We start from the raw sequence: 14,511 nt of genomic DNA, 5'->3' as shown, positions 1-14,511 counted from the left end.
GCGCGGCGCTACCGGCATGAACTGTGCGTCCCTGACCGGGTTACTTGCAAACCATCCGCCCGCACGCGCGGCCTCCTTCCACTAGCCACTGCCCTTTCACCAGAACAACCGGGCCCCCCGCCCCAGAAGAAGCGGCCAACTCGGAGCAATTGCTGCTAGCTATGCGCGAGACTGTCCCGGGTGGTCCGTGGCCAGCGCCGGTAGCGGCGCCGGCCCATCCTGGCCGTTCCGTCGTCCGCCTCGCGCTACCTCGGCGCCGCCGACCACACGGGCCTACCCTCTTTTGGACAGCCAATCGTCACCTCGCAATTCGCTTTGGGGTAGCGAGGGGCGCATGGACCTGCCCAAACGCAAACCGCGCCGCCGCGCCACTAGCTAGCAGTGGCGCGGCGGCGCGAGAAAGATGCGGTGGCGCAGCGGCTAGCGGTTGGCAGCCGTCTGCTCAATAACCCCGTTCACGTCCTGCTGCCGCTTGATAGTTAACGGCAGGGAGGTCAGGGTAATGACGGCGTTGTTGCTGGTCGAGCTTTCTTCATAGCGCAGCAGGGCCTTTTCGCCGCGCCAGGTGTAGCGCAGTTGGCCGTTGCCTTTTTGCTCGCCGGGGCCGTACAGGGCCTGGAGCCGGGCCAACACGGCGTGGCTGTTGGCCGCGCCTTTGGTCCCGAAGGACAAGGAGAGCAGCTTGCCGCGGTAGAACGCGTACTTGGGGGCATCCACGGCCGCGCCGCTCCAGCTCAGGCTATCGGTGTCGCGGTGGCAGTAGGTGAGGCCGTTGTCGTGTCGTTCGTAGCTCAGGCCTTGCAGGCTGCTGCTATCGGCTTCGAGGCGCACGCCCCGGAAGCCGTAGTGCGCATCCAGTTTTTGCGGGGAGGGCGGCAGCGGGGCGGGCGGCGTCACCACCGGGCTGGCCGGAGCGGCAGCTTTGGTTGCAGCGGCTTTGGTTTTTGTATTTGAGGAATGTTGGGCGGCAGCTGGCAGTGCCAGCAAGGCAGGAAACAGTAGGCAGAGCAGACGCATATGCAGACTAGTGAAGCACGCGTGAATTGAGCGAAAGCTCTCGGAAAAAATCCAATAAACAAAAGCCTTTCTGAGCTTTCAGGCTGAAAGTCTGCCTAATAGCTGCATATTATTATTAAAGTATAACCGCTTCATTCCATCATCCATTCATTCCCGTTTTGAGCATCAATTCCCATTATTGAATCATTCTACCTCGCTTATTCGCTTTATTGTATTTTATTACCAGCCCATTATCAAATCTTGTCTTTATCAGCAGCAACTTTGGTAAGTTTCTGCAGTTGTTGCCTTCCTCACCCGGCAGTACTTACTTAGGCATCGGCAGTGGGCTTTTGCGTAACCTGCAGCCCGGTCCGTCCTTGCTAGCATGAAGCCCATTCGCCTCACCCAACTTTTGCACTTAGCGCAATACCTGCTGCAAAGCTTGATGATGGCCGGGCTGGTGCTGTGGGCGCAGCCAAACTTGCGGCGCATTCCCGGGCCGGGTGGCCAAGCACCCGCACTGGGGCCGTACGCGCTGCTGGCGTTTCTGCTGATTCTGATGGTGGGCAGCAGCCTTTATACACTGTCGCGCTACCTGCGGCCCGAACTGCGCCGGCCCATCCGCGAAAACCGCCGGGTATACCGCAGCCGGCAGCTGCTGCACAACAGCCTGCTCGACCTGCTGGCGCTGCCGCCGCTGCTGCTCTACGCAGCCAGCGGCGACCCAATGCACCTCTTGTATTTCGCTCTGCTCAGTGCCGGCTTGGCTGCCATCAGCTGGCCGACTCAGCACCGCTACCAGCGGTGGTTGCTCTCGGCCGAGCGGCGGCGGTTGCGCTAAAAAATGGAACCGTAGCCTTCGCAACCGGCGCACCAAGCGTAAAAATCACACGTGGTTTGGTCGTCGTTGGCGGGCTGGGCGGTGGGCTGTGGCCGGCTGGCTGCAGCGGCGGCCGGGGCCGGAGCAGGGGCCGCCTGGGCCGATGTGGAAGCGGTGACGGGTACCGGCTGCGAGGTCGAAACCGAGGGGCTTGTGGGGCGGGCGGTTGAGTTCATGGCAGTAAGGAAGGAGTAGTACAGCTGCTATAAGATACGTTAAAATCAAGTAAGCAGGTACTCACTCACCCCATACTTAAGCGGATACCGTCGGCATTGCATTGTTGGTCGGCCACGAAATTGGCCCGGACGCATTGCCGGCCGCATCTTTTCTTTGCCGCGGCCGGTATCAGCATACGCCCTGTTTTCCGGCCATCTTTCGCCATGCCCACCACTGCCCCCGACGCGCTGCTGCTCAACGGCCGCCGCTACCCCTACGCCGACCTTCAACAATACCCCGGCCACGCCGGCCACGACCTCAACGGCTACGAAGCCCGCGTGCTCGACTTCTGCCGGCAGTGGCTCAACGGCGTGCAGGAGTTTGTGCTGACGACGTCGGGCTCGACGGGCCCGGCCCAGCCCATCACGCTACGCCGCAGCCAGCTGGTGGCCAGCGCCCAGCGCACCATGAACCACTTAGGCCTGGGCATGGGCCAGCGCATGCTGGTGTGCCTAAACTGCGAATACATCGGCGGCATGATGATGCTGGTACGCGCCTTCGAGTACGGCCTGCACCTCACCATTACCGAGCCGGTGAGCGACCCGTTTGCCCTGCTCCCGGCCGAGGCGGGGTTTGATTTCGGCTCCTTCGTGCCCTTGCAGCTGCGGGCCGTGCTGGCGGCCGGCCACGCCCCGCGGCTGGAGGCCATGAAAGCTATTCTCATCGGCGGGGCGGCCGTGGATGCGGGGCTGCTGCAGCTGGCCGCGCCGCTGCAGGTGCCGCTCTACCACACCTACGGCATGACGGAAACTTGCTCCCACATTGCCCTGCGCCGCCTCAACGGCCCCGAGGCCTCCGCCTACTACCGCGTGCTGCCTGGCCTGCACGTGGAGCAGGATGAGCGGGGCTGCCTGGCCATCCGCGGCGACGTGACCAACCAAGAACTGGTGCAAACCAACGACTTGGTGCGCTTCGACAAGCACGACCACCACCGATTTGAGTGGCTGGGCCGGGCCGATTTCGTCATCAACTCGGGCGGAGTGAAGGTGCCGGCCGAAAAGGTGGAACAGGTACTGGAAGTGGCCCTGGCCGAGCTGGGCCACCTCGGCCGCCGCGCCCTGGTCACCGGCCGCCCCGACGAGCGGCTGGGCGAGCAGGTAACGGCCGTGGTGGAAGGCGAACCGCTGGCCGACGCTGCCTGGCAAGCGGTGCTGGCGCTGCTGCGCGACCGGCTGGGTCGCTACGAAGTGCCCCGCGCCGTGTACTACACGCCGCAGTTTGCCCAGACGGCCAATGGCAAGCTGGACCGCCGCGCTACCTTGGCCGGGCTGGAATAGCGCCCCCGTTCTTGGCGCTGAATACGTTTTTGAGGTCGGCGCGCCTGACGCCACCGGGGAGATTCGGCAGACTGGCCTTGAATTCTCCGCCGGCCCTGCCATCTGCCGAGCGACTCCGGCCGGGGCCGATTGGGAATCGGACGCGAATGCGTTGCTTTGCAACCGATAATCCACCCCCGCCTTTTACTGAATGAAACATACCCGTTTGCGGCCCGCCGCCTGGCTGCTGAGCCTGGGCCTGGCCGGCTGCGCCGGCGCCACCGCCTCCACTACCCCTTCCACCCCGATTGCCGTTGCGGGGCCCGTTGCCAGCGCCGCCCCGGAGGCCAAGCTCGACGCCAGCACTGCCGCCGCGCCCGCCGCTACGCCCGAAACCGCCAAGGACCAGCCGTTTCAGACGGTGAGCGAGCAGTTTGCCGACCTGCGCGTGCTGCGCTACCAAGTGCCCGGCTTCGAAACGCTGGAGCCCCGGCAGAAGGAGCTGCTGTATTACCTCTACGAAGCTGCCCTGGCCGGCCGCGACATCACCTACGACCAGAACTACCGCCACAACCTGCGCGTGCGCCGCACCCTGGAGGCCCTCTGGCCGCTGAACCAGCAGCGCATGGCCGCCACCAGCAACACCCAGCAGGTGGAGCAGGCCCAGAAGTTCAACGTGTACGCCAAGCGCGTGTGGTTCTCCAACGGCGTGCACCACCACTACAGCACCCGCAAGTTTGTGCCCGACTGCTCGCGCGAGTATTTCGCCGAGCTGGTGAAGGCCGCCGACCCGAAAGCCCTGCCCCTGGTTAATGGCGAGACGGTGGACGAGTTCCTGGCCACCCTCACGCCCATCATCTTCGACCCCACGCTGGACGCCAAGCGCGTGAACCAGGAGAAAGACGCGGACCTGGTGCAGACCTCGGCCACCAACTTCTACCAGGGCCTGACCCAGAAGGAAGTGGAGGCCTACTACGCCCGCAAAATCGACAAGAAGGACCCGCGCCCCATTTCCTACGGGCTGAACTCGCGCCTGGTGAAGGACAAGAACGGCGCCGTGGTGGAGCAGCCCTGGAAAGTGGGCGGCTTGTACGGCGAGGCCATCACGCAGATTGTGTACTGGCTGGGCAAGGCCGCCGACGTGGCCGAAAATCCCGAGCAGAAAAAGGCCCTGCAGAAGCTGGTGCAGTACTACACCACCGGCGACCTGAAGGTGTGGGACGAGTACAACATTGCCTGGGTGCACGACACCAAGTCGCGCACCGACGTGGTCAACGGCTTCATCGAAGTGTACGGCGACCCGCTGGGCTACCGCGCTACCTACGAGGCGGTGGTGTCGTTCAAGGACCTGGAGGCCACCAAGCGCATCAAGGCCATCGGCGACCAGGCGCAGTGGTTTGAGGACCACTCCCCCATCAAGCCCGAGCACAAGAAGAAGAACGTGGTGGGCATCACCGCCAAGGTCATTACCACGGTGGTGGAGTCGGGCGACGCGGCCCCGGCCACGCCCATCGGCATCAACCTGCCCAACGCCACCTGGATTCGCAAGGAGCACGGCTCGAAGTCGGTGAACCTGGGCAACATCGTGGAGGCGTATGACCAAGCTTCGGCCGGCGGCATGCTCGACGAGTTTGCCCTCACCGACGCCGAGCGGCAGCGCGCCCGGCAGTACGGCTCGCTGGCCGGCAAGCTGCACACCGACATGCACGAGGTTATTGGGCACGCCTCGGGGCAGATCAACCCGGGCGTGGGCACCACCAAGGAGACGCTGAAGAACTACGCCTCGGCCATCGAGGAAGGCCGCGCCGACCTCGTGGCGCTGTACTACCTGATGGACCCCAAGCTGGTGGAGCTGAAAGTGGTGCCGAGCCTGGAAGTGGGCAAGGCGGAATACGACAGCTACATCCGCAACGGCCTGATGACCCAGCTGGTGCGCCTGCCCCTGGGCGAAACCGTGGAAGAAGCCCACATGCGCAACCGCCAGATGGTGGCCAAGTGGGTGTACGAAAAGGGCCAGAAGGACAAGGTCATCGAGAAAGTGACCAAGGACGGCAAGGTGTACTTCCGCATCAACGACTACACCAAGCTGCGCGGGCTGTTCGGGCAGCTCTTGCGCGAGACGCAGCGCATCACCAGCGAGGGCGACTACAACGGGGCCAAAAACCTCATTGAGAACTACGGCGTGAAGGTGGACCCGGCGCTGCACAAGGAGGTGCTGGCCCGCTACCAGAAGCTCAACATCGCGCCCTACGCCGGCTTTATTCAGCCGCGCCTGGTGCCGGTGGAGCGGGAGGGTAAAATCGTGGACGTCAAGCTGGAATACCCCTCGGACTTCGCCCAGCAGATGCTCGACTACGGCCGCAAGTACTCCTTCCTGCCGCACGTGAATTAGTGCTGGCTTGGCAGCGGCGGGTGGTCGGTTTGCAGAACGAACCACCAATTCGCAACTAACAGCCCACAACCCTGTTTGCACTTTTTCCGGTAGAAAGGCCGGCAGCGCGCACCGTGGCTGTCGGTCTTTTTGCTTTCTTCGTGTTCTGCCTCCTCTCCTAGCCGTTATGAAACACTTCGTCTCCGCCTTCTCGCTGCTGCTGGCCCTGGGCCTGAGTACCACCGCCGCCCACGCCCAAACCCGCAACCTGGCCACGCCCGCCCCCGACGCGGTGCGCTACGAGTACTGCGAGGTGCGCGTGGTGGGCGAAGACGTGTACGCGGACTTCGGCTACGGCTCCGAGAAGATGGGCGGCCCGGAACTGTCGAAGCTGGAAGTGGGCAAGTTGCAGGTGTTTGCCACGCCCATCAGCGCCCTAAACTACATGGGCTCGTTGGGCTGGGAAGTGCTGCAAGTCGTGCAAGGCACGGCTACCGGTGGCCTCGTCAGCATCACCCGCACGGGCTCCAGCGGCAACCGCTACTACCTGCTGCGCCGTCCGCGGACCTCTACCGGGGTGAACGTGACGAAGTAACGCCGGCCCGCTCAATTACCCAACGCCCGCCGCAGCTCCCGGGAGCTGCGGCGGGCGTTGGTATATCCGGCGCGGGGCCGCGCCGTGGTTAGGGCTGCGGCTGGTAGTCGCGGCGGTGCAGACCGCGCTGCGAGAACAGCCGCTCCCGGCCCCGCACCACTTTGTACAGGTCGCCGAGGAAGAGCTTGACGCGGCCGTAAAAGATGACGCCGCTGATGTCGTCTTCGAGCTTGTCCTGCGTAAGCAAGGCTTGGCGGTAGCCCACGCCCGCACCCACGCCCACCCAGCGAAACACCCGCATATGCCCGCCGATGGTGGGCTCAATCAGCCAGATAAAGTTGCGCGGGGCGTGGTAGACGGTGCCGTTGGGGTATTGGTAGCGCACGTAGTAGTAGCCCAGCCCGGCCTGCACGGGCGTGCTCAGCTCCCAGCGCGGGGTGCCCACCAGCACGTATTCGCCGTAGAGCACGCCGTAGCGGAAGCGGATTTTATCGGTGCTGCCGGGCGGCACGAAGCTGGGCGCGTCGGCGCGCGTATTGATGGCGCTGCTCAGGAAGTACAGCCCCACGCCGGTGCGCAGGCGGCCGCGCCACTCCACACCGAGCTTCAGGCCATTGATGCCCACCAGTTCGCGCTGCAGCAGGGAGTAGCGCTGGTCGAACTGAAACACCACGCGGCGGTGGGGCTGGCGCACCCGGCTGGTGTCGACGGGGGCCGACGCCGCGCCGCCCGCCAGCGTCAGGCGGGCAGCGAGCAGCAACGCAAGTGGCAGCAGCGTTTTCACGAGGCAAAGCTACGCGCTGCACGGCGGGAAGTTGTACCCCGCGGCGCGGCCGCGGGCCCGACCGGTTTGCCCCGCCCCCGCCGACGCTTCACCCCACGGCCGGGGCACTTCACCCCGCTTGGGCATCGGCCGGGCTCGCGGCGCGCGTAGTTTTGGGCATCACCCGTTCGCCACCGTCGCCATGCCCGCTCTCTCCCCCGACCTCGTCTTTTCCCTGGCCAACGCGGCCGTGCTGCCCGCCTGGCTGCTGCTGGCCGCGGCGCCGCGCTGGGTAGTCACGCGCCGCGTGGTGCGCAGCGGCGCCTGGCCGCTGCTGCTGGCGGCCACTTACGCCGCCCTCATCCTCAGCCACTACCTCGGCCCGCACGCCGCCGAGGGCGGTTTCGGCTCCTTGGCCGAGGTGCGCGCCTTGTTTGCCAACCCCTGGGCGCTGACGGCCGGTTGGGTGCATTACCTCTGCTTCGATTTGTGCGTGGGCCTCTGGGAAGTGCGCGACGCCGAGCGGCGCGGGCTGCCGCAGCTGCTGGTGCTGCCGGCGCTGCTTTTCACCTTCCTGGTCGGGCCGGTGGGCTTGCTGCTCTACGCCGGCTTGCGCCAGCTGCGCCCGGCCCCGCAAGCCGCCCCCACCCCCTGAATACCTGGCCCTGTTCTCGCTACACTCTAACCCTCTTGCTGCCCGATGAAAACTGCCTTGGCTCCCGCTTTTTCCTTGTCTGCCGAAGAACGCACCCCGACCCGGCCGGCCGCGTGGTTGCGCGTGCTGCACGGCTGCCAGCCCGCGCTGGCCTGGGCCGGCTGGCTGCACGTGGCCCTGCTGCTGGGCTGCCTGCTGCTCTGGCCCTTGGATGAGCGCACCGTCACCGGCCTAAACGTGTGGATCAAGCCGGCCAAGTTCAGCCTCTCCGGCCTGCTTTACCTCTGGACCATGGCCTGGCTGCTGGCCGACGTGCCCGCCGCCGGGCAACGCAGCGCCCGGCGCATCGGGCGGCTGGTGGCGCTGAGCATGGTGGTGGAAATGGGGTGCATCGTGGGGCAGGCGGCCCGCGGCACCACCTCGCACTTCAATTTGGGCTCGGCCTTCGACGGCGCGGTGTTTCAGCTCATGGGCGTCTTCATCCTGCTCAACACCGCGGCCATCGTCTGGGCGCTGGGGCTGGTGTTTCGGCACCGGCCCTTCGGCTCGGCGGCCTGGGTGTGGGGCATCCGCCTGGGGCTGCTCGTGTTCTTGCTGGGCAGCGTGGTGGGCGGTGTGATGGCCCAGCGCCTGGCCCACACCGTGGGCGCGGCCGACGGCGGCGCGGGCCTGCCCGTGCTGGGCTGGAGCACCCGCCACGGCGACCTGCGCGCCGCCCACTTCCTCGGCCTGCACGCCCTGCAAGCCCTGCCGCTGGCCGGCTGGCTGCTGGGCCGCCGAGTAGCCGGCCGCGGTGCCCAAACGCTGGCCCTGGCCGCGGTGGCCGGGCTCTACGCCGGGGCCGTAGGCTGGCTGTTCTGGCACGCCATGCAGGGCCTGCCGCTGTTCTAAGGCGGGCGTTGTCGGTTGTGGGTTTGATCCGCGGACGGCAGATTGCCTGATTATCCGGGCACCGCGAGCGGACCTTTTCGGCAACGCATTTTAAGTACAACGATAATGTACCCCGGCGCTAATGCCGCGCCCGGGCACTACCGCACGTGGGCGGGCCGCCTCATCTTTACGTTATGAACGATTTGCGCATCCGCCTCATCGGCATGCCAGTGCTGAGTTTGCTCATCGCCGCCCTGGGCGCCGACCACTGGTATTCCTGGCCGCAGTTTGCCGTGAGCTGGGGCATTTCCCTGCTGTTTACGGTGGTACTCTGGCAGGGCACGCGCACGATTTGGGCCCTGCTGGTGGAGCGGTTTCCGCGGGTGGAGCAAACCGCCCGGCGCCTGTGGCTGCTGCTGGCTCTCGGCCTGCTGTACACCGGCGCGGCCACGGTGGGCCTCGTCGTGCTGCTGCACCAGGTGCTGCCGCCGTACTTCCCGCTGACGCCCCGCGCGCTGCTCGGCCAAGTCGGCTTCGACCTGATTCCGACCACCATCGTGATGCTGGGCTACGAGAGCCGGCACTTCTTTCAGCAGTGGGCCGCAAACGTGCGCCGCGCCGAGCAGCTGCAGAGCGCCAGCCAGCGCGCCCAGCTCGAGGCCCTGCAGCAGCAGCTCGACCCGCACTTCCTTTTCAACTCCCTGAATACCCTGGCGGCCTTGGTGGAGCCCGACAACGCGCCCGCCCAGCAGTTTGTGGAGCAGCTCGCCGACGTGTACCGCTACGTGCTGCTGAGCCGGGAGCGGCGCACGGTGCCACTCGGCGAGGAGCTGGCCTTCGTGGACGCCTACGTGGCCTTGCAGAAAGCCCGGCTGCGCGCCAGCCTGCACGTGGATGTGCAAGTTCCCGAGGCCCTGCTCGACGCGCACGTGGCCCCGCTGAGCGTGCAGCTGCTCATCGAAAATGCCCTGAAGCACAACGAAGCCTCGCGCCGCCACCCCCTGCACGTGCGGGTGACGGCCGAGCCCGGGTGGCTGACGGTCAGCAACCCGCGCCGGGCCCGCACCAGCAGCCTGGCCGCGCCCAGCACCGGCACCGGCCTGCGCAACATCCGCGAGCGGTACGCCCTGCTGCTGCCCGCAAGCGCGGTGCAGATCCTGGCCGAAGAAGCTACTTTCACCGTGCGCCTGCCGCTGCTCAAGGGGGAAATTGTGCAGTGGTGAAGTTGTGAATGCCGGCCGCAGACTTTTGCCCTGCCGCTGCGCGCTTCCCCCTTCACAACTTTACCTTTCGTCACTTCACCACTTGCCATGACCGTTCTGCTGCTCGAAGACGAATACCCGGCCGCCGAGCGCCTGCAGCGCCTGCTGGCCCAGGCTGCGCCCGAGGCCCGCGTGGTGGCCCACCACGACACGGTGGCCGGGGCCGTGGACTGGCTGCGCACCCACCCCGCCCCCGACCTCATCCTGGCCGACATTCACCTGGCCGACGGCATCAGCCTCGACGTGTTTGATCAGTTGGTAGTGACCACGCCCGTCGTCTTCACCACCGCCTACGACCAGTACGCCCTGCAAGCCTTCAAGACGCACAGCGTGGACTACCTGCTCAAGCCCGTCAAGCTGGCGGAGCTGCAGACGGCCCTTCAGAAATTCCGGCAGTGGCACAGCCCGGCGCTGGCCGCCTCGGCCGTGGCCGAGCGCCTGCAAGACTTGCTGCAGCAGAAGCCGGCCGGCGGCGCACCGCCGGCCCCCAAAACGCGTTTTTTGGTGCGCCAGGGCGAGCAGCTGCTGCCGGTGCAGGCCCAGGACATTGCCTGGTTTCAGAGCCGCAACGAAACCGTGACGCTGGTCACGCAGGCTGGGCAGCGCTACCTCGTCGACTACACGCTGGAGCAACTGGAGCAGCTGCTCGACCCGGGGCAGTTTTTCCGGCTCAACCGCCAGTTCATTGCCCAGCTGCCGGCCGTGCAGCGCCTGCACCCGTGGTTCAACGGCAAGCTGAAGCTGGATTTGCAGCCCGCCCCCGCCGACGAGGTCATCGTCAGCCGCGAAAAGGCGGCGGCGGTGAAAAGCTGGCTGGAAGGCTAATTTCGTGATACCCGGGCGGGCCGGTAGTGGGGCCCAGGCCGCGGGGCGCACCCGTTACTCCTCGGCTTCGGTCAGCGCCTGAATGTAGGGCACCACCTCGGCCAGCGCCTCGACCCGGTGAAAGTCGACGCCCCGGAGCTGCTCGGCGGGCACTTCTTCCATGACCCAGGTGGTATGGTAGGGCACGTGCACGGCCCGGGCGCCGAGGCGGGCCACCGGCAGCACGTCGGACTTGAGCGAGTTGCCGATCATCAGAAAATCGGCGGGCTGCAGGTGGTAGCGCTGCAGCAGGCGTTGGTAGGTGGCTTCGTTTTTCTCGCTCACGATTTCGACGTGGGCGAAGTAGGGCCCCAGGCCGGAGCGGGCCAGCTTGCTTTCCTGGTCGAACAGGTCGCCCTTGGTGAGCAGCATCAGCCGGTGGCCCTGCTCCTGCAGCACGTCGAGCACCGCGCGCACGTCGGGCAGAGGCTCGATGGGAAAGTCGAGCAGGCGCTTGCCGTGGTCGAGGATGTGCTGGATTTCCTGGCCCGTCACCCGGCCGTCGGTCAGGCTGATGATGGTTTCGACCATGCAGATGATAAACGACTTGGCCCCGTAACCGAGCAGCGGCAGGTCGCGGCGCTGTACCTCATTGAAGCGCCGGCTGAGCGTGTCGGCGTCGGCGTAGTGGGTGAGCAGGTCGTAGAGCTGGGCCTCGGCCTGGTCGTAGTGCGGCTGATTGGGCCACAGCGTATCGTCGGCGTCGAAGGCAATGAGCTGGGGAGCGGGCATAATTGGCAGGCAGAGGTGAAGCCGCAAAGGTAGCTTCCGCAGCCAGCCGGTTGGGAAGGCAGCAGCGCTTCACTGCCTTGCGCTGACGGCCGGGTGAGCCGGTGCGGGCGCCTTGTGTCGTCCGCTACCCGCTGCGGCAGCCGTTGCCGGCCGCGGCCCCTACCTTTGCCCGGCTATGAAGCAGCTACTTGACCTATCAACCTGGAACCGCCGGGAGCATTTTGCCTTTTTCTCGGCCTTCGAGGAGCCTTTTTTCGGGGTGGTGGCCGACGTGGACGCGGCCCGCGCCTACGCCCGCGCCAAAGACCTGGGCGTATCGTTTTTTCAGCTGTACCTGCACGCCGTGCTGCGGGCCGTCAACGCCGTGGAGGCCCTGCGCTACCGCATCGAGGACGGGCAGGTGTGGTGCTACGACGTCATCCACGCCTCGGCCACGCTCACCCGCCCCGACAATACTTTCGGCTTCAGCTTCGTGCCCTTCGCGCCCACTCTGGCTGATTTTGGCCCGGGCCTGGCGGCCGAAATGGAAGCCGTGCGCCGCACGCCCGGCCTGCGCCTGAACGACGTCACGGCCCGCCCCGACGTCATTCACTTTTCCGCCATTCCCTGGCTGAGCTTTACAGGCCTCACGCACGCCCGCTCGTTTAGCTTCCCCGATTCGGTGCCCAAGGTATCCGTCGGCCGCACCCGCCGCGAGGGCGACAAGCTGCTCATGCCCGTGGCCGTCAACGCCCACCACGGCCTGGCCGACGGCTACCACGTGGGCCTGTTTTTCGAAGAGCTGCAACGGGCCCTCGACGCCGACTAGGTCACACCGCTTGGCCCTCGGCGCGGCTTACTCCACCGACTGCCCCTGCATGTAGTTCTGCACCACCGGCCGCAGCAGGGGCAGCGCGGCCTCCACGTAGGCACGTTCGGCCGGCGTCCAGTGCCGCGGGTGGCCAAACACGCAGGGCTGCAGAATGCCCCAGAGTTGCCCCTGCTCGTCCAGGATGTGGGCGTGGATGAGGGCCCGGTGCCCGAAGGTGCGGCGCTCGAAGGCGCGGTTGAGCACCTCCGGGCCGGCCGCCTCCACGTCGTCGACGTACACCGGGGGCTGGCCGGCCAGCGCAGCCCGGAATAGCGGATCCTGCTGGGGCAGCGCGCCGGTATCGTCCTGCCAGTCGTGGCGCGGGTCGGGCACGGCTTCGTCGAGGCGCCACGCGAGGGCAATGCGGCCGCGGCCCCGCGCCGGGTCGCGCACGTAGAGAAAGCAGCGGTCCACGCGCAGGTGGTGGCCGATGTGCGCCAGGGCCTCGTTTAGCGCTTCGGCGGCGGGCCGCGCCGGGCTGAGGGCCACTTGCAGGTCGTGTAGTTCGGGAGTGGGCATGAGCAGCGAGACAGATACCGCACCTACGCGCCTGGCCGGGCGGAGTTGGCCGGCAAGTCAGGCCCAGATAGTCCAGGCAAGCAGCGCGGCGGCCGCGCCCAGGCCCAGTCCGGTGCCGGCCAGCAGCTCCGGCACCGTGTGGCGCCCCAGTACCAGCCGCGAGGCGGCCACCAGTGCGGCCAGCAGCAGTGCTACCGCCCCCGCGCCGCTGCCGGCCAGCAGCCCGAGGCAACCGGCCAGAAAAAACGACAGCGCGGCGTGCAGCGACACTTTCAGGCGAAAATTGAGCAAGTAGCACAGCGTCAGCAGGCCCAGCGCGGCCAGCAGGCCGGCGCGCAGCGGCCGGGCAGCCTCCAGGCCCCACATCAGCCCGACGACCAGCAGCAGCAAGCCGAGCAGGCGGGGGTAAAACGAGCGGCGCTGCTCCCGCACCGACACGTCGAAATTGGCGTAGTGCCCGCGGCGCACCTGCCGGTAATTCCAGGCAGCTACGGGCCCCACTACCCCGCCGGCCACCAGCACAACGGCCGCCAGGGCCGCCGGCCCGTCGAGCAGCCGGAAAGCCGCGAAGCCCACGAAGAGCATCGCCGTTCCCAGCGGATGCCCCAGCGTCGACACCACGCCGGCCGCCCGGCGCAAACCGGGCGAGTACGCAGCGGAAGTAAGCCGTTTGGGCATGGGTAGCAACGTGAATCAGGGAATCACCTGAGTTGTGCGGGGCCACCAGGAGCCCGCCGCTCGGGCATCAACAAGGCGGCAAGCTTTGCCCGTCGGCTTCCGCCCCCGTGGCCGGGTTCAGCGGTCCAGCCACTGGCGAAAGGCATTAACCCGCTCCCGACTTACGAGCACGTCGCCCTCGGGGGCGGTGGGCTGCAGCACGGTTTTCAGGCGGGAGTTGGTGTAATGGATGATGTCCTGGATGGCCTCGTGGTGCACGAGGTAGGCGCGGTTGAGGCGAAAGAACTGCTGCGGGTCGAGCAGCTTCTCCAGCTGCTCCAGGGTCTGATCAAGCACGAAGCGGCGGTTTTCGCGCGTCTGCACGAAGGTGGCTTTTTCGAGGCTGAAAAAGTAGCTCACTTGTTCCACCGGCACCACTTTCAGGTGCTCCCCCACCTTCACCACAAACTGCTTTTTGTACTGGTGTTGCTGGGGCTGCAGCTGCTGCAGCATCTGGGCCAGCGCGGCCGCGTCGAAGGCCGGCACGGGTGCCGCCGGGGCGGCGGGCGCAGCGGCGCGCATGGCCCGCAGCTTGTGCAGGGCGCGGGCCAGCTCGTCCTCGTCGATGGGCTTGAGCAGGTAATCGATGCTGTTGACCTTGAAGGCACGCAGGGCGTACTGGTCGTAGGCCGTGGTGAAAATGACCGGGCAGCGCACCTGCACTTTATCGAAGAGCTCGAAGCTCAGCCCGTCGGCCAAGTGAATGTCGAGGAAGAGCACGTCGGGCGACTGCGGGGCCGATTGCAGCAGGGCCACGGCGGCTTCCACCGAATCGGCGGTGGCCAGTACCTGCACGGGCGGCTCCTGCCGGCGCAGCAGCTCGGTCAGGCGGCGGGCAGCCAGCGGCTCGTCTTCAACGACAAAGGCGGTCATGGGCAAAGGTGAAGTGGTGAAGTGGTGAAGTGGTGAAGTGGTGAAGTGGTGAAGTGGTGAAGTGGTGAAGTGGTGAAGTGGTGAAGTGGTGA

At 66.4% G+C, this 14,511-nt stretch carries 15 protein-coding genes; 9 read left to right on the top strand and 6 right to left on the bottom strand.

Annotation, left to right across the window (positions count from 1 at the left end; genetic code table 11):
• Positions 1-420 precede the first annotated feature (420 nt).
• Positions 421-1,017 (bottom strand): hypothetical protein, encoded by a 597-nt coding sequence (locus LJ737_RS25255; protein WP_227769556.1) that lies wholly within the window; start codon positions 1,015-1,017, stop codon positions 421-423.
• 364 nt (positions 1,018-1,381) lie between these two features.
• On the opposite strand from LJ737_RS25255, the gene LJ737_RS25250 reads away from it, so the two are divergent.
• The 4 genes from LJ737_RS25250 (at position 1,382) to LJ737_RS25235 (ending at position 6,314) form a co-directional block, all read left to right on the top strand.
• Positions 1,382-1,837, top strand: a complete 456-nt coding sequence (locus LJ737_RS25250; protein ID WP_227769555.1) for a hypothetical protein — start codon at positions 1,382-1,384, stop codon at positions 1,835-1,837.
• A 419-nt stretch (positions 1,838-2,256) separates the two neighbouring features.
• On the top strand, positions 2,257-3,369 hold the full coding sequence (locus LJ737_RS25245) for an AMP-binding protein (RefSeq protein WP_227769554.1): 1,113 nt from the start codon (positions 2,257-2,259) through the stop codon (positions 3,367-3,369).
• Positions 3,370-3,559: 190 nt separating this feature from the next.
• Positions 3,560-5,740, top strand: coding sequence for a dipeptidyl-peptidase 3 family protein (locus tag LJ737_RS25240; protein WP_227769553.1), 2,181 nt, complete (start codon positions 3,560-3,562; stop codon positions 5,738-5,740).
• 166 nt (positions 5,741-5,906) lie between these two features.
• Complete coding sequence (locus LJ737_RS25235; protein WP_227769552.1) at positions 5,907-6,314, top strand: hypothetical protein; 408 nt, start codon at positions 5,907-5,909, stop codon at positions 6,312-6,314.
• A gap of 88 nt (positions 6,315-6,402) precedes the next feature.
• On the opposite strand, the gene LJ737_RS25230 is transcribed toward LJ737_RS25235, so the two are convergent.
• Positions 6,403-7,098, bottom strand: a complete 696-nt coding sequence (locus LJ737_RS25230) for a hypothetical protein (RefSeq protein WP_227769551.1) — start codon at positions 7,096-7,098, stop codon at positions 6,403-6,405.
• Positions 7,099-7,279: 181 nt separating this feature from the next.
• Between LJ737_RS25230 and LJ737_RS25225 the strand changes: the two genes are divergently transcribed.
• From LJ737_RS25225 to LJ737_RS25210, 4 genes are all read left to right on the top strand, one after another.
• Complete coding sequence (locus tag LJ737_RS25225; RefSeq protein WP_227769550.1) at positions 7,280-7,732, top strand: ABA4-like family protein; 453 nt, start codon at positions 7,280-7,282, stop codon at positions 7,730-7,732.
• Between the two features lie 45 nt (positions 7,733-7,777).
• Complete coding sequence (locus LJ737_RS25220; protein ID WP_227769549.1) at positions 7,778-8,623, top strand: hypothetical protein; 846 nt, start codon at positions 7,778-7,780, stop codon at positions 8,621-8,623.
• Between the two features lie 173 nt (positions 8,624-8,796).
• Positions 8,797-9,825 carry a sensor histidine kinase gene (locus LJ737_RS25215; protein WP_227769548.1) on the top strand — a complete coding sequence of 343 codons (1,029 nt, stop codon included), beginning with the start codon at positions 8,797-8,799 and terminating at the stop codon, positions 9,823-9,825.
• A gap of 87 nt (positions 9,826-9,912) precedes the next feature.
• The gene (locus tag LJ737_RS25210) at positions 9,913-10,689 is read left to right on the top strand and encodes a LytR/AlgR family response regulator transcription factor (RefSeq protein WP_227769547.1); all 777 of its coding nucleotides are present in this window, start codon (positions 9,913-9,915) and stop codon (positions 10,687-10,689) included.
• A 54-nt stretch (positions 10,690-10,743) separates the two neighbouring features.
• Here the strand turns inward: LJ737_RS25210 and LJ737_RS25205 are convergent, their stop codons facing one another.
• Positions 10,744-11,460 carry an HAD family hydrolase gene (locus LJ737_RS25205; protein ID WP_227769546.1) on the bottom strand — a complete coding sequence of 239 codons (717 nt, stop codon included), beginning with the start codon at positions 11,458-11,460 and terminating at the stop codon, positions 10,744-10,746.
• Between the two features lie 175 nt (positions 11,461-11,635).
• Between LJ737_RS25205 and LJ737_RS25200 the strand changes: the two genes are divergently transcribed.
• On the top strand, positions 11,636-12,268 hold the full coding sequence (locus tag LJ737_RS25200) for a chloramphenicol acetyltransferase (protein ID WP_227769545.1): 633 nt from the start codon (positions 11,636-11,638) through the stop codon (positions 12,266-12,268).
• Positions 12,269-12,295: 27 nt separating this feature from the next.
• Here LJ737_RS25200 and LJ737_RS25195 read toward each other — a convergent pair whose 3' ends face one another.
• The 3 genes from LJ737_RS25195 to LJ737_RS25185 all read right to left on the bottom strand — a co-directional run bounded on the left by LJ737_RS25195 (position 12,296) and on the right by LJ737_RS25185 (position 14,419).
• Positions 12,296-12,829, bottom strand: a complete 534-nt coding sequence (locus tag LJ737_RS25195; protein ID WP_227769544.1) for a GAF domain-containing protein — start codon at positions 12,827-12,829, stop codon at positions 12,296-12,298.
• Positions 12,830-12,886: 57 nt separating this feature from the next.
• On the bottom strand, positions 12,887-13,507 hold the full coding sequence (locus LJ737_RS25190; protein WP_227769543.1) for a phosphatase PAP2 family protein: 621 nt from the start codon (positions 13,505-13,507) through the stop codon (positions 12,887-12,889).
• Between the two features lie 117 nt (positions 13,508-13,624).
• Positions 13,625-14,419, bottom strand: coding sequence for a LytR/AlgR family response regulator transcription factor (locus LJ737_RS25185; RefSeq protein WP_227769542.1), 795 nt, complete (start codon positions 14,417-14,419; stop codon positions 13,625-13,627).
• Positions 14,420-14,511: the final 92 nt, after the last annotated feature.

It is taken from the genome of Hymenobacter sp. 15J16-1T3B (assembly GCF_020711235.1).
Taxonomy (GTDB): Bacteria; Bacteroidota; Bacteroidia; order Cytophagales; family Hymenobacteraceae; genus Solirubrum.
Note: the sequence above shows the minus strand (reverse complement) of the source record. Positions and strands in the feature narration are given on the sequence as shown.

Coding starts and splice junctions, on each gene's coding strand:
- LJ737_RS25255 (WP_227769556.1), bottom strand. CDS start 1,017: ATGCGTCTGCTCTGCCTACTGTTTCCTGCCTTGCTGGCACTGCCAGCT.
- LJ737_RS25250 (WP_227769555.1), top strand. CDS start 1,382: ATGAAGCCCATTCGCCTCACCCAACTTTTGCACTTAGCGCAATACCTG.
- LJ737_RS25245 (WP_227769554.1), top strand. CDS start 2,257: ATGCCCACCACTGCCCCCGACGCGCTGCTGCTCAACGGCCGCCGCTAC.
- LJ737_RS25240 (WP_227769553.1), top strand. CDS start 3,560: ATGAAACATACCCGTTTGCGGCCCGCCGCCTGGCTGCTGAGCCTGGGC.
- LJ737_RS25235 (WP_227769552.1), top strand. CDS start 5,907: ATGAAACACTTCGTCTCCGCCTTCTCGCTGCTGCTGGCCCTGGGCCTG.
- LJ737_RS25225 (WP_227769550.1), top strand. CDS start 7,280: ATGCCCGCTCTCTCCCCCGACCTCGTCTTTTCCCTGGCCAACGCGGCC.
- LJ737_RS25220 (WP_227769549.1), top strand. CDS start 7,778: ATGAAAACTGCCTTGGCTCCCGCTTTTTCCTTGTCTGCCGAAGAACGC.
- LJ737_RS25215 (WP_227769548.1), top strand. CDS start 8,797: ATGAACGATTTGCGCATCCGCCTCATCGGCATGCCAGTGCTGAGTTTG.
- LJ737_RS25210 (WP_227769547.1), top strand. CDS start 9,913: ATGACCGTTCTGCTGCTCGAAGACGAATACCCGGCCGCCGAGCGCCTG.
- LJ737_RS25205 (WP_227769546.1), bottom strand. CDS start 11,460: ATGCCCGCTCCCCAGCTCATTGCCTTCGACGCCGACGATACGCTGTGG.
- LJ737_RS25200 (WP_227769545.1), top strand. CDS start 11,636: ATGAAGCAGCTACTTGACCTATCAACCTGGAACCGCCGGGAGCATTTT.
- LJ737_RS25195 (WP_227769544.1), bottom strand. CDS start 12,829: ATGCCCACTCCCGAACTACACGACCTGCAAGTGGCCCTCAGCCCGGCG.
- LJ737_RS25190 (WP_227769543.1), bottom strand. CDS start 13,507: ATGCCCAAACGGCTTACTTCCGCTGCGTACTCGCCCGGTTTGCGCCGG.
- LJ737_RS25185 (WP_227769542.1), bottom strand. CDS start 14,419: ATGACCGCCTTTGTCGTTGAAGACGAGCCGCTGGCTGCCCGCCGCCTG.